Source organism: Enterobacter sp. IF2SW-B1 (assembly GCF_001743375.1).
In the GTDB taxonomy this organism is placed as follows: domain Bacteria; phylum Pseudomonadota; class Gammaproteobacteria; order Enterobacterales; family Enterobacteriaceae; genus Enterobacter; species Enterobacter bugandensis.
Genome location: NZ_MJAA01000001.1, coordinates 428,826 through 440,879, shown reverse-complemented (window position 1 = coordinate 440,879; position 12,054 = coordinate 428,826). Strand labels below are relative to the sequence as shown.

The 12,054-nt window shown below is 54.1% G+C and carries 12 protein-coding genes; 2 read left to right on the top strand and 10 right to left on the bottom strand.

The window, feature by feature from the left end; genetic code table 11:
- Positions 1–123 precede the first annotated feature (123 nt).
- The gene (pepT, locus tag A6013_RS02190) at positions 124–1,347 is read left to right on the top strand and encodes a peptidase T (protein ID WP_032644861.1); all 1,224 of its coding nucleotides are present in this window, start codon (positions 124–126) and stop codon (positions 1,345–1,347) included.
- Between the two features lie 42 nt (positions 1,348–1,389).
- Here the strand turns inward: pepT and A6013_RS02185 are convergent, their stop codons facing one another.
- The 8 genes from A6013_RS02185 to rluE all read right to left on the bottom strand — a co-directional run bounded on the left by A6013_RS02185 (position 1,390) and on the right by rluE (position 9,197).
- Complete coding sequence (locus A6013_RS02185; RefSeq protein ID WP_047364295.1) at positions 1,390–2,511, bottom strand: cupin domain-containing protein; 1,122 nt, start codon at positions 2,509–2,511, stop codon at positions 1,390–1,392.
- A 90-nt stretch (positions 2,512–2,601) separates the two neighbouring features.
- Positions 2,602–4,065, bottom strand: coding sequence for a two-component system sensor histidine kinase PhoQ (gene phoQ, locus A6013_RS02180; RefSeq protein ID WP_045630113.1), 1,464 nt, complete (start codon positions 4,063–4,065; stop codon positions 2,602–2,604).
- On the bottom strand, positions 4,066–4,737 hold the full coding sequence (phoP, locus tag A6013_RS02175) for a two-component system response regulator PhoP (RefSeq protein WP_025911763.1): 672 nt from the start codon (positions 4,735–4,737) through the stop codon (positions 4,066–4,068).
- Positions 4,738–4,861: 124 nt separating this feature from the next.
- Entirely contained in the window at positions 4,862–6,232 is a 1,371-nt protein-coding gene (gene purB, locus A6013_RS02170) for an adenylosuccinate lyase (protein WP_014883421.1), read from the bottom strand.
- Positions 6,233–6,251: 19 nt separating this feature from the next.
- Positions 6,252–6,881: a high frequency lysogenization protein HflD gene (gene hflD / locus A6013_RS02165; RefSeq protein WP_013097081.1), complete on the bottom strand. Its 630-nt coding sequence runs from the start codon at positions 6,879–6,881 to the stop codon at positions 6,252–6,254.
- A gap of 26 nt (positions 6,882–6,907) precedes the next feature.
- Complete coding sequence (gene mnmA / locus A6013_RS02160; protein WP_028012751.1) at positions 6,908–8,020, bottom strand: tRNA 2-thiouridine(34) synthase MnmA; 1,113 nt, start codon at positions 8,018–8,020, stop codon at positions 6,908–6,910.
- Between the two features lie 40 nt (positions 8,021–8,060).
- Entirely contained in the window at positions 8,061–8,534 is a 474-nt protein-coding gene (locus A6013_RS02155) for an NUDIX hydrolase (RefSeq protein WP_028012752.1), read from the bottom strand.
- A gap of 9 nt (positions 8,535–8,543) precedes the next feature.
- The gene (gene rluE, locus A6013_RS02150; RefSeq protein WP_045261618.1) at positions 8,544–9,197 is read right to left on the bottom strand and encodes a 23S rRNA pseudouridine(2457) synthase RluE; all 654 of its coding nucleotides are present in this window, start codon (positions 9,195–9,197) and stop codon (positions 8,544–8,546) included.
- A gap of 117 nt (positions 9,198–9,314) precedes the next feature.
- On the opposite strand from rluE, the gene icd reads away from it, so the two are divergent.
- Entirely contained in the window at positions 9,315–10,565 is a 1,251-nt protein-coding gene (gene icd, locus A6013_RS02145; RefSeq protein ID WP_003857898.1) for an NADP-dependent isocitrate dehydrogenase, read from the top strand.
- Positions 10,566–10,686: 121 nt separating this feature from the next.
- Here the strand turns inward: icd and A6013_RS02140 are convergent, their stop codons facing one another.
- A complete protein-coding gene (locus A6013_RS02140; RefSeq protein WP_069732478.1) occupies positions 10,687–11,820 on the bottom strand; it encodes a site-specific integrase in 1,134 nt (377 codons plus the stop codon).
- Positions 11,810–12,046, bottom strand: coding sequence for an excisionase (locus tag A6013_RS02135; RefSeq protein ID WP_069732477.1), 237 nt, complete (start codon positions 12,044–12,046; stop codon positions 11,810–11,812). Before A6013_RS02135 ends, A6013_RS02140 begins: the two co-directional genes overlap by 11 nt.
- Positions 12,047–12,054 lie beyond the last annotated feature (8 nt).

Below are 12,054 nucleotides of genomic sequence, written 5' to 3'. Positions count from 1 at the left end.
ATTTATTAACGCATAAAGATATAAACGTAAAAAGTTCTCGTTTGCGGGATAAAAGTGACCTGACGCAATATTTGCGTTTTGATGCTTACTGATAATGTTGTCACAAAAAGTGAGGGTGACTGCATGGATAAATTACTTGAGCGTTTTTTACAGTATGTTTCGCTGGATACCCAATCTAAGCCGGGTGTCCGCCAGGTGCCAAGCACCGAAGGCCAGTGGAAGTTGTTAAACCTGCTTAAAGAGCAGCTTGAGGCCATGGGGCTGGTCAACGTCACGTTAAGCGAAAAAGGCACTGTGATGGGAACGCTGCCGGCGAATGTGCCGGGTGATATTCCGGCGATTGGCTTTATTTCTCATGTCGATACCTCACCTGATTTTAGCGGCAAACACGTTAACCCGCAGATCGTGGAAAACTACCGCGGCGGTGATATCGCGCTGGGGATTGGCGACGAAGTGCTCTCTCCGGTGATGTTCCCCGTGCTGCACCAGCTGCTCGGGCAGACGCTGATCACCACCGACGGCAAAACGCTGCTTGGGGCGGATGACAAGGCGGGCATCGCGGAAATCATGACGGCGCTGGCGGTGCTGAAAGGTAAAAACATCCCGCACGGGGACATCCGCGTTGCTTTTACCCCAGATGAAGAGGTAGGTAAGGGCGCGAAGCACTTCGACGTGGACGCTTTTAACGCGCAGTGGGCGTATACCGTCGACGGCGGTGGCGTGGGCGAGCTGGAGTATGAAAACTTCAACGCGGCGTCGGTGACCATAAAAATTGTCGGAAACAACGTTCACCCAGGGTCTGCCAAAGGGGTGATGGTGAACGCGCTGTCGCTGGCGTCGCGTATTCATGCGGAAGTCCCGGCGGAAGAGAGCCCTGAACAGACAGAGGGGTACGAGGGCTTTTATCACCTCACCAGCATCAAAGGCACCGTGGACAGCGCGCAGATGCACTACATCATCCGCGATTTTGACCGTAAAGCTTTTGAGGCGCGCAAGCGCAAAATGATGGAGATCGCCAAGAAGGTTGGGAAGGGATTGCATCCTGACTGCTATATTGAGCTGATTATTGAAGACAGCTATTACAATATGCGCGACAAGGTGATGGCCCATCCGCACATTCTGGATATCGCCCAGCAGGCGATGCGAGACTGCGATATTGAACCGGTCTTAAAACCGATTCGCGGCGGCACTGACGGCTCGCAGCTATCGTTTATGGGGCTACCGTGCCCGAACCTGTTTACCGGTGGCTATAACTACCACGGCAAGCATGAGTTTGTGACGCTGGAAGGGATGGAAAAGGCGGTGAAGGTGATTGTGCGCATAGCCGAGTTAACCGCTAAACGCTAAAAAAATGCCCGGTGGCGCAGCGCCACCGGGCATTATCACAACTCAGTCCTCAAAGAACCAGTACCCGCTGTTGACCAGCGCGGCCAGCATCGCGAGGAAGGATGGGTCTTCCAGCGCGTCGCCAAAGGTTTCTGCAGTCAGTACCATATGGCTGGCAATGGCTTCCAGCGCCGGGCGGTGCGGGGAGTCGAGCTTCTCACCGTTGACGAAGACCTCTTCACCAATGCGCAGCACGCGTAATCCGCCCAGACGAACCAGCTTGTCACCCTGCTGCAGCGCATCATAGATCTCATCTGCCTGATACGGCGGCTCCGGCGGTGCAACGTCCAGCTCGTGGCGTGACTGACTGATAAATTCGCCAAACCACTGCCTGAAATGTTCCGGCTCGTTGATCAGATCCAGCATCATGCCGCGCAGCTTATCCAGCTCTTCTGGCACGATGTCTGCCGGATGCTCGCGTGCAGGCACATCCGGATCGCTGTAGCGATAGCTTCCCAGCTCGCGCTGCAGGACATAGTCGGCAAAGCCGCTGATCATTTCGCGGCCGCTTGGCGCACGGAACCCGACAGAGTAGTTCAGCGAGTTCTCCAGGGAGTAACCTTCGTGAGGGAATCCTGGCGGAATGTAGAGAATATCGCCTGGCTCCAGCTCTTCGTCGATAATGCCTTCGAACGGATCCACCTGAAGCAGATCCGGATGCGGGCAGTGCTGCTTCATCGGCACTTTTTCGCCCACGCGCCAGCGGCGGCGGCCCGTGCCCTGAATGATAAACACGTCGTACTGGTCCAGATGCGGACCCACGCCGCCGCCAGGTACGGAGAAGGAGATCATCAGATCGTCCATTCGCCAGTCGGGCAGGGCGCGGAACGGGCGCATTAGCGCGGCAGTCGGCTCGTGCCAGTGGTTAACCGCCTGCACCAGCAGCGACCAGTTGCTTTCGCCGAGATGATCGTAGCTTTCGAAAGGACCGTGGCTGACCTGCCATTTCCCGTCCTGGTGGCTGACCAGACGGCTGTCGACTTCGTTTTCCATGGCCAGACCGGCCAGCTCGTCAGGTGAGATAGGGTCGACAAAGTTGCTGAACCCGCGTTTCAGAACCACCGGGCGCTTTTGCCAGTAACGTTCAATAAACTCGGGCCAGTTAAGTGTTAAGTGATAATCCATATTTTTTTATCCGCAGGCTCTTACTGACTCGGATTATAACGGAAGCTCAGCCCCCCGGCTGCGAGATCCTCGCATTTTTCACATAACGGGTTAACTATCATCCGATGTGGGCTGCTGACGACCAAAAATCACTTCCATTCTGGCCCCGCCGAGCAAGCTTTCGCTGGTTTCGATTTTTCCGTCATACTGGTCGACAATCTCGCGGGCGACGGCTAAACCCACGCCCTGACCGGGGCGCAGCGTATCCGCTCGCTGACCGCGATCGAACACCACATCACGTTTATTAAGCGGGATCCCGGGGCCATCATCCTCAACGATAATGTGTAACTCGTTATCCGTCTGGCGCGCCGATACTTCAACAAACTCCAGGCAGTATTTACAGGCGTTATCCAGCAGGTTGCCCATCACTTCCATGAAGTCATTTTTTTCGCCAACAAAGCTAATTTCAGGCGAAATGTCGAGACTGATGTTGACCCCTTTACGCTGATACACCTTGTTAAGGGCGGACGTGAGATTATCCAGCAGCGGGGCCACCGGGTGCAGCTCGCGGCTCAGGAGCGCGCTGCCGGAACGCATGCTGGCGCGGTGCAGATAGTAGCCAATTTGCTGCGAGATTCGGCTGATTTGTTCCAGCATCACCGGCTCGGCATCGTCGACGCTCAGCCTTGAGCTGCGCATGGAACGCAGGGTGCTTTGCATTACGGCCAGCGGCGTTTTCAGGCTGTGGGTGAGGTCGGTCAGGGTCGTACGGTACTTATCATAGCGTTCACGCTCGCTTTTCAGCAGGCGATTGAGGTTACGCACCAGACTGGTCAACTCACGGGTGGTTTCCGGATTGAGCTTTTCACGATGATGTTCCTCAAGCTCGCGCACCTCTCGCGCCAGGGACTCAATAGGGCGCAAGCTCCACCACGCCGCCACCCAAAGCAGCGGGATCACCAGCAGCAGGTTTGCGGCCAGAACATAAACGAACCAGCCCCAGACCTTATAGGAACGTTTTAGCTCAACCGGAATGGTGTCGATCACCACAATGGTTAACTGCGGCATGTTCATGGTCGCCGGGTAGATATTGATCGCCACCGAGTGCGTCATTTCCGTCTCGGCATCGTCAGCCCGGATTTCATTGAGCTTTTGCTGCATCGAGCGATCTTCGCGAATCAGCGTGCTGGTGGTATTGAGATCGGCTTCTATCTCATGAAACCCGTTGGTTTTGAGCCACTCCGGACGAATGCTTTTCGCCAGCCACGGAATATCGCGTTGCGCCCAAAGCAACTTTCCCTTTTCATTGTAAATCAGGGCTAAAGTAGGACTCTGTTGATCCAGGTTCTCCGGCATTTCAACGGTGATGTGGTTGTCTTCCCATGTGGCCAGGGTATAAAACAGATTACTTTCGCCGCGTAACAGTCGAAAGGTCGTTTTATCGAAGCTGACGCTGTAGCCCACCAGGGCGACCAGACCGTAGGAGAGCGACAGCACCAGCACCACCGCGGCCGTTGCTAGTAAAAAACGAACCCGCAGCGAGAGGGGCAGAATGTGGCGCAAAATCCGTCTCATTTAGCGTAATTCGAACAGGTAGCCCTGGCCGCGAACGGTCGTAATCACGTCCTGCGGATACTGCGCCTGAATTTTCTTACGCAAACGGCCCATCAGCACGTCTATGGTGTGACTCTCGCGCAGCTCAGCATCCGGGTAGAGCTGGAGCATTAAGGAGTCTTTGCTCACTACTTTTCCGCTGTTACGGATCAGCGTTTCCATAATGGTGTATTCGAACGCGGTGAGCTTGATTACTTCATCGTTAATCGAGAGCTCGCGACGGGAGAGATCCACCTGGAAAGGCGGAATGGAGATAACCTGTGAAGCCAGCCCGCTGTTGCGGCGTAACAGCGCCTGCATGCGCGCCGCCACTTCTTCAATGTGAAACGGTTTGGTGACGTAATCATCCGCACCGGCGCTGAGCACTTCAACTTTGTCCTGCCAGCCTTCGCGGGCGGTGAGAACCAGAACCGGCAGGGAAACGTCATGGCTGCGCCAGCGACGAATTAACGACAGGCCGTCTTCATCAGGCAGGCCTAAATCGACAATGGCGATGTCCGGCAGGTGTTCATTGAGATAATAATCGGCTTCTTTTGCATCTTCAGCATCATCCACCTGATGTCCCATCTCCTGAAGCTGAACCTTCAGGTGGTGGCGTAGCAATGCGTTATCCTCAACAACCAGTACGCGCATCATCTTTTCTCCCAGAATAAATAGTATGAATAGTTTAACGCTGATTATGTTGCTGTGGGGATAAACATTCAGTAAACCGGGGAAAAGCAACCCCCTTTCCGGGCGGAAAGGGGGGGAAGGAACGTTACTTCAGCTCATCAACCATGGTGATGGCGCGGCCAATGTAATTCGCCGGAGTCATGGCCTTCAGGCGGGTTTTCTCTTCTTCCGGCAGTGCCAGACCGTCGATAAACTGTTTCATGCCTTCGGCATCGACGCGTTTACCGCGGGTCAGCTCTTTCAGCTTCTCGTACGGTTTTTCGATACCGTAGCGGCGCATCACGGTCTGAATCGGCTCTGCCAATACTTCCCAGTTGTGATCCAGCTCGTCCAGAAGACGGTCACGGTTCACTTCGAGCTTGCTCACGCCCTTCAGGGTGGACTGATACGCGATCAGCGCGTAGCCAATGCCCACGCCCAGGTTACGCAGCACGGTGGAATCGGTCAGGTCGCGCTGCCAGCGGGAAACCGGCAGCTTGCTCGCCATATGCTGCAGCACGGCATTCGCCAGGCCCAGATTGCCTTCGGAGTTTTCGAAGTCGATTGGGTTCACTTTGTGCGGCATGGTGGAGGAGCCAATTTCCCCGGCGATGGTCTTCTGCTTGAAGTGGTTCAGCGCGATGTAGCCCCACACGTCGCGATCGAAGTCGATCAGGATGGTGTTGAAGCGCGCGATGCAGTCAAACAGCTCTGCAATGTAGTCGTGCGGCTCAATCTGGGTGGTGTACGGGTTCCACTGGATCCCCAGAGAGGTCACAAACTCTTCGCTGAACTGATGCCAGTCCACTTCCGGGTACGCGGCAATGTGGGCATTGTAGTTACCGACCGCGCCGTTGATTTTACCCAGAATTTCAACCTGCTCCAGCTGACGATACTGGCGCTCCATACGGTACGCCACGTTCGCCATCTCTTTACCCATCGTGGATGGGGTGGCTGGCTGGCCGTGAGTACGGGAAAGCAGCGGAATGTCGCGGTATTCCACGGACAGCGCTTTCACCGCGTCGATGATTTTACGCCAGTAAGGCAGAACCACTTCTTTACGCGCGGTGGAGAGCATCAGCGCGTGAGACAGGTTATTGATATCTTCGGACGTACAGGCGAAGTGAATGAACTCGGATACCGCATGCAGGGCCGGGACGCTTTCCACTTTCTCTTTCAGGAAATACTCAACCGCTTTCACGTCGTGGTTGGTGGTGCGTTCAATGGTCTTAATGCGCGCGGCATCTTCTTCGCTAAACTCAGCAACGATTTTATCAAGGTAATCGTTTGCCTTTTCGTCAAAAGCAGGAACTTCCTTGATTGCTGCCTGGGCGGCCAGCTTCTGCAGCCAGCGTACTTCAACCTGAACACGGAACTTCAGCAAACCATATTCGCTGAAGATCCCGCGCAGCGCGCTGACTTTATCGCCGTAGCGTCCATCGACAGGGGATACGGCGGTCAGTGAGGATAATTCCATAATTCGCAACTCCGGGAGGTTAACAATGAGCAAGAATTTGTTTTGCCTGAGTAGTCAGGCGATTACGAGAAAACATTAACTGCAGGCGGCCACCGCCAACCTGATGCCACAGCACGGCGGCGCGGATCCCAGCCAGCAGGGAAGCGCGGACCTTCGCCTGCACCTGCGGGCTTTGCAGTACGGCAGGGGAGCCGGTGACCTGAATGCGCGGGCCCAGCGGGCTGATGACATCAACGTAAATGCCCGCCATGGCGCTCAGCAGCGTTTCAGACTGCAGGTCAAAATGGTCGAGCTGACGCTGTAGCCCGGCGATGCGATCGCCCAGGGTATTGAGCGCGCCTTTTGCCGCGCTCAGCTTACGCTCAAGCACCATCAGGCTTAAGGTGTAGCGGGTCAGTTCCGCGTTTAACCCTTGACGGCTGCTGGCGTTAAGCACGCCAAGCAGGGTTTCAAGACCGAGACGAAGATTGGTTTCGCTGCCGCCGAACACGCCCAGGGTTGAACCGGGGTTGAGGTCGATAACGCTGTTGAGCGAAACGTGCAGGGCATCAGCGTCACAGTGACCCTGATGCGCTAGCTGTTGCACCAGACGAGCAGACTGGCAAATTCCTGCCAGCGCAAGGGTGATGTCATAATAATTCTTCGCCACACGGTCTCCTTTATGTGTGCAATCGGTTAAACAGCGGGCAGCGGCAGGCGCTGTTCAATGATCCCGCCGCCCAGGCAGATTTCGCCGCTGTAGAAGACAGCAGACTGGCCCGGGGTAACGGCGGCGACCGGCTCGTCGAAACGGACGTCAATACGGTCGTCATCAAGCGCGGTGATGGTGCAAGGAATATCGGTCTGGCGGTAGCGCGTTTTCACCGTGCAGCGCAGCGTGCCTTTCAGGGGCTCGCGATCGACCCAGTGCAACTGCTGTGCGATAAGGCCAACGGACATCAGACGCGGGTGGTCGTGACCCTGAGCCACCACCAGAATATTGTTTTCGACGTCTTTGTCGACCACGTACCACGGATCTTCGCTGCCTTCTTTCGTCCCACCAATACCCAGGCCTTTACGCTGGCCTAAGGTGTGGTACATCAGCCCCTGATGCTGACCAATCTCGTCGCCATCAACGGTGACAATTTTACCTGGCTGTGCAGGCAGGTAGCGGCCCAGGAAATCACGGAATTTGCGCTCGCCGATAAAGCAGATACCGGTGGAGTCTTTTTTCTTCGCGGTGATCAGGTCCAGCTCTTCGGCAATTTTACGCACTTCCGGCTTTTCCAGTTCGCCGACCGGGAACAGGCTTTGCGCAATCTGTTCGTGGCTCAGCGTATAAAGGAAGTAGCTCTGGTCTTTATTGCCGTCGAGGCCGCGCAGCAGCTGGCTTTTGCCATTCACGTCCGCACGACGCACGTAGTGACCGGTCGCAATGTAGTCAGCGCCCAGATCTTCCGCGGCGAATTCCAGGAAGGCCTTAAATTTGATCTCTTTGTTGCACAGAATATCCGGGTTCGGGGTACGGCCCGCTTTGTACTCTTCCAGGAACAGTTCAAAGACGTTGTCCCAGTATTCTGCGGCAAAGTTAACGGTGTGCAGTTCAATGCCGAGCTTGTCGCATACGGCCTGCGCGTCGGCGAGATCCGCTGCAGCAGTGCAGTATTCCTCGCCATCGTCTTCCTCCCAGTTCTTCATGAACAGGCCCTCCACCTTATAGCCCTGTTGCTGCAACAGGTAGGCGGAAACGGAGGAATCGACACCGCCGGACATGCCGACGATCACTTTTTTCTGGCTGTTATCTGACATGGAATACTCACGACATTGAACTTCAAGGCGGCGTATTCTATCACGCCCCCCCACCGTTGACACCCTCTGTAAACGGCCAGTTAAATTCTCCGATGACACCCAGCGGCAGGCGTGCGCCTGACTGCCAGCAGCGGATGCTTTCCGCAACCAGCGGCGAGCGCAGGTTTGGCGCGTTCAGGATCTCCTCGGCGGTGACCCACAGGCAGCGATCGATATCGTCATCATGCGGTTCTGTGGCGCACGTTTCGCTAAGCTCAACGGCGAATAAAAAGCGCAGGAATGGGGTGCTGTCGGGCGCAATCCACTGGTGCATGCGAATGAAGTGCTGGGGCTCAGCGCGAATGCCGGTCTCTTCCCAGAGCTCGCGCTTCGCGGCCTGCAGCAACGTTTCATTGGCTTCAAGATGCCCGGCAGGCTGATTCCACAGCGCCCTGCCGTTGATGCTCTCTTCCACAACGAGGAATTTTCCCTGCGCGTGCACCACGCAGGCGACCGTAACATGAGGTTTAAACATCGTTTCTCCTTAAGGGGCAGCGTCGCGCCATTCGCCGTTTGCCAGCGTATCCAGCGTGTAGCTGCCCATGGCGTAGCGAATCAGACGTAGGGTAGGGAAGCCGACGTGCGCGGTCATTCGCCTCACCTGGCGGTTGCGGCCTTCATACAGGGTGATTTTGAGCCAGCTTGTCGGGATGGATTTGCGCTCGCGAATGGGCGGGTTACGCGGCCACAGCCACTCCGGCTCATTCACGCGTTCAATACCGGCGGGCAGGGTGGGACCGTCGTTCAGCGTCACCCCGCTGCGCAGTTTCGCCAGCGTCTCTTCGTCCGGCTCGCCTTCAACCTGCACAAAGTAAATTTTGCCGGTGCGTTTGCCCGGCTGCGTAAGCTTTGCCTGTAGGGCGCCGTCGTTGGTTAGGACCAAAAGTCCTTCGCTGTCCCGGTCCAGGCGACCGGCGGCGTAGACGCCCTGAACAGGGATGTAATCCTTGAGCGTGCTGCGTCCGGCCTCATCGGTAAACTGCGGCAAAACATCGTAGGGTTTATTGAACAGAATAACCCGCTTTGGCTGGGTTTCTTGCGGTCGTCTGGCGGCTTGTCGTGAGCTGAATCGCTCAACCCGGTGTTTTGTAAAAGAAGTTTTCTTCATGGTATTTTCAGGCGTTATCAATTGCCGCATTATAGCCTAATAACGAAGACCTTTCATGGCGCAGGACAATCAGGTACTATCGAAGGGCTCATTACAATTTATTAACATAAGATCAGTAACAACCAGAAGCGCTCGAAGGAGAGGTTAATGGAAAGCAAAGTAGTTGTTCCGGCGGAAGGTAAAAAGATCACCCTGCAAAACGGCAAGATTAACGTTCCTCACAATCCGATTATTCCGTTCATCGAAGGCGACGGTATCGGTGTAGACGTTACCCCGGCAATGCTGAAAGTGGTTGATGCCGCTGTTGAGAAAGCCTACAAAGGCGAGCGTAAAATTTCCTGGATGGAAATTTACACCGGTGAGAAATCGACGCAAGTTTATGGCCAGGACGTCTGGCTGCCAGCAGAAACGCTGGACCTGATCCGCGACTACCGCGTTGCTATTAAAGGCCCACTGACCACTCCGGTCGGCGGCGGCATCCGTTCTCTGAACGTGGCGCTGCGTCAGGAGCTGGACCTGTACGTGTGTCTGCGTCCGGTTCGTTACTATCAGGGCACCCCAAGCCCGGTTAAGCACCCTGAACTGACCGACATGGTTATCTTCCGCGAAAACTCAGAAGACATCTACGCGGGTATCGAGTGGAAAGCGGACTCTGCTGATGCAGAAAAAGTGATTAAATTCCTGCGCGAAGAGATGGGCGTGAAGAAAATTCGCTTCCCTGAGCACTGCGGTATCGGCATTAAGCCGTGCTCTGAAGAAGGGACCAAGCGCCTGGTGCGTGCGGCCATCGAATACGCGATCACCAACGACCGTGATTCTGTGACCCTGGTTCACAAGGGCAACATCATGAAGTTCACCGAAGGCGCGTTCAAAGACTGGGGCTACCAGCTGGCGACCGAAGAGTTCGGCGGTGAGCTGATCGACGGCGGCCCGTGGCAGAAGATCAAGAACCCGAACACCGGCAAAGAGATCATCATTAAAGATGTGATCGCCGATGCGTTCCTGCAGCAGATCCTGCTGCGTCCTGCTGAATACGACGTGATCGCCTGTATGAACCTGAACGGTGACTACATTTCTGACGCCCTGGCGGCACAGGTTGGCGGTATCGGTATCGCCCCTGGCGCGAACATCGGTGACGAGTGCGCCCTGTTCGAAGCAACCCACGGTACTGCACCAAAATACGCAGGCCAGGACAAAGTGAACCCAGGCTCTATCATCCTCTCCGCAGAGATGATGCTGCGTCATATGGAATGGTTCGAAGCCGCAGACCTGATCGTTAAAGGTATGGAAGGCGCGATCAACGCGAAAACCGTAACCTATGACTTCGAACGTCTGATGGAAGGCGCTAAGCTGCTGAAATGCTCAGAGTTTGGCGACGCGATTATCGCGAACATGTAATCCATATTCTGGGTTAAACAAGAACGGGAATCTGATGGTTCCCGTTTTTTATTAGCTAACGAATTTCTTCCCCAAAACCTTCCCCAAAATCCTCCCCAAAACTGGCTATAAAACATCCTTCTCAAACGGCTATGACTGTCCAGTCTTTTCCCCTGTCATCATGGTATTTAGCCGTCTGCTGAGGTGATTTGTGGCCGAGTAATTTTTGAGTATCAACCCCCTGCGCCTCATACAATCTTTCTGAAAGCGAACGTTGTTCATGAAAAGTTGGCGCGGTTCCCTTTTCCCATTCGATGCCGCATTTATTCCGGGCTTTTTTAAAAGATGTTGTAAGGCTACTCGATGAAACGCAGTCTCCTCTGGTTGCCTGAGATGTCGAGTGGCGAAAGTGAACAAGATATTTACTTATCACTGCATCTCGGCATTTTGAAACCACATCACGAAGCGTCAACCCTAATGCATCGCATTTAAGATCAAGAGGAATGGCTAATCTTGAACCAGTCTTTTCCTGTTCGATATGCAGCATGTCGTCCCAAATATCAGAGAACTTCATTCTGCAGATATCACCGAGTCGTTGTCCGGTTACCAGCGCTAGTAACATCCCACACTGTAGGTAGGGCTGCATAGTTTCAGCCGCTTCATAAATGGACTTCCATTCTTCCAATGAAAGTCGCTGTCTTGTAACTTTGTGTCGAGGTTGCTTTGTTGCCATCGCCGGATTATATCCAGGAGGGACATATCCGGCATGCTGAGCTTCTTTGAACACGTCTACCAATACCATTCGCACGACCTGCGCCATGCGACTAAAACCATCATTCTTAATTGCATCAGTGATTTCAGCTATATCAATGGTCTCGATATCTTTCAGATATCGCATGCCACAATGTTCTCTGAACAGTCGAAGCGGTTTATTTTTCTGACGAAAAGAGTTTGGTCGTAATTCGTTATTCCTGAGGCGTTCTTCTTGAATTACTATATATTTATCAATCCATGCTGTAACAGTTATATCTGTTCTTTTCCCTTTCATCCTGGCCAGACGATCATTAACGCTAAGAATCTGACGAGTTCTTTGTTCTGCAATAATAGTGTTAGCCTCGTTAGCTACCTGTTTTGCTTCTTCCTCATCTGTTCCAAGGCTATGAAAGCGCCCTGTTGTGGGGTGTTTGTACTGCCAGTAAACTTTTCCAGTTCTCTTATCCAGCTTGCAATAGAGATTTGGTATGGAAATTTTATGTGTACGTGGTCTAGCAGCCATCAGCAATGATCCGTTTTAATCTGGGGTTAGAATTTGTAGGAACAATAGGTTCGGCTATCACTCCAACGTAACGTGCCTCACGGTCCACCATCCAGTTCCGCCCGACCTTAACGGCAGGCGGGACCATCATTCGGCCCTTAGCGTATTTTTTCAATACGCGTTCACTTGGCGCCTGTTCTCCAAACTCTTCTTGTGCCCAGTCGATTAATGAAATCATGCGGGACATAATTTCCT

What these genes read in the sequence shown, in the direction of transcription:
- rluE (WP_045261618.1), bottom strand. Translation starts at nt 9,197, where the DNA reads ATGCGGCAATTGATAACGCCTGAAAATACCATGAAGAAAACTTCTTTT.
- phoQ (WP_045630113.1), bottom strand. Translation starts at nt 4,065, where the DNA reads ATGAGACGGATTTTGCGCCACATTCTGCCCCTCTCGCTGCGGGTTCGT.
- icd (WP_003857898.1), top strand. Translation starts at nt 9,315, where the DNA reads ATGGAAAGCAAAGTAGTTGTTCCGGCGGAAGGTAAAAAGATCACCCTG.
- mnmA (WP_028012751.1), bottom strand. Translation starts at nt 8,020, where the DNA reads ATGTCAGATAACAGCCAGAAAAAAGTGATCGTCGGCATGTCCGGCGGT.
- A6013_RS02185 (WP_047364295.1), bottom strand. Translation starts at nt 2,511, where the DNA reads ATGGATTATCACTTAACACTTAACTGGCCCGAGTTTATTGAACGTTAC.
- A6013_RS02155 (WP_028012752.1), bottom strand. Translation starts at nt 8,534, where the DNA reads ATGTTTAAACCTCATGTTACGGTCGCCTGCGTGGTGCACGCGCAGGGA.
- phoP (WP_025911763.1), bottom strand. Translation starts at nt 4,737, where the DNA reads ATGCGCGTACTGGTTGTTGAGGATAACGCATTGCTACGCCACCACCTG.
- purB (WP_014883421.1), bottom strand. Translation starts at nt 6,232, where the DNA reads ATGGAATTATCCTCACTGACCGCCGTATCCCCTGTCGATGGACGCTAC.
- A6013_RS02140 (WP_069732478.1), bottom strand. Translation starts at nt 11,820, where the DNA reads ATGGCTGCTAGACCACGTACACATAAAATTTCCATACCAAATCTCTAT.
- A6013_RS02135 (WP_069732477.1), bottom strand. Translation starts at nt 12,046, where the DNA reads ATGTCCCGCATGATTTCATTAATCGACTGGGCACAAGAAGAGTTTGGA.
- pepT (WP_032644861.1), top strand. Translation starts at nt 124, where the DNA reads ATGGATAAATTACTTGAGCGTTTTTTACAGTATGTTTCGCTGGATACC.